Annotated in this window: 2 protein-coding genes; both read right to left on the bottom strand. The window is 44.9% G+C overall.

The features are described 5' to 3' along the window. Positions 1 to 249: hypothetical protein (locus Q1A69_RS20015; protein WP_299589657.1), on the bottom strand; the 249-nt coding region annotated here is incomplete at its 3' end. Between the two features lie 75 nt (positions 250 to 324). Beyond that, positions 325 to 844 (bottom strand): hypothetical protein (locus Q1A69_RS20010; protein WP_299589655.1); only part of this gene is annotated, 520 nt, incomplete at its 5' end.

The following is an 844-nucleotide window of genomic DNA, read 5'->3' as shown; positions in this document are numbered from 1 at the left end:
TTTTGCTAGTTTGCTATTCAGTGTGGCGACAATTAAAACTGAAGCAAAAACTGTAAATATAGCAACCATTGGATAATTTGGATGATCCAGAAAAAAGCCAAATAACGCAGCTAAGATTACACCTAGCGCCAAACTACCCACTGTCAGTAGGCCGCCATCTATGGTGTTAGTAAACACGGCCCGTGTGAGTTGTATTACCCCCAGAACAAGCCCCAAAATTATGAAACCAACTAGTAGCTTTCGGAACACTCTGACCTCCTAATGCGCACAAGGTAAGACGTCCCGCGGAGGCCCGAAGGGCCGGAGCTATACTGCCTGCGTTTGTTAAAGGGACTTGCCACACCACTGTGTTACTGCCACTTTAGGATCAAGCTCAGGCTCATTAACCTTCTCACCAGAACTAGCCACGCACTCGTTGCTACCACACGTATATCCAACAGCACGATCTACTTCTCCGTACTCTTGAATTAAGCCAACAGCTGCATTATTACGAAGATAGAAGCGATTCTTATACGTTCCAGTTGGCACTGCGAGTGGAACTGGCACTACGCCAACAAATGCTCCAGCACCAGCCCACGACGTTCCGTCTTTATAAATAAGTACTTTGCAGTACTCAAATTGATCTACAGAATCAGGATTTCCCCAATGTTCAATAATTTCAAGCTCTGAATAAGGCGAGCCTCTCTTTTCGAAAGAGAATTGATTTCTCTCATTCCCTAGACTGAATTCTGTTCTAGCCCATTCTTTCTTCCCGTAAGTGCCAACAGCCAAACCAACACAACCCGACATTATGCTTAGGGAGACTATTACGAGAACTGCTCTAATCATTGACGTACCTTTAACG

This window comes from uncultured Microbulbifer sp. (assembly GCF_947498635.1).
In the GTDB taxonomy this organism is placed as follows: domain Bacteria; phylum Pseudomonadota; class Gammaproteobacteria; order Pseudomonadales; family Cellvibrionaceae; genus Microbulbifer; species Microbulbifer echini.
The sequence above is the reverse complement of the archived record's forward strand: the minus strand, read 5'-3'. Positions and strand labels throughout refer to the sequence as shown.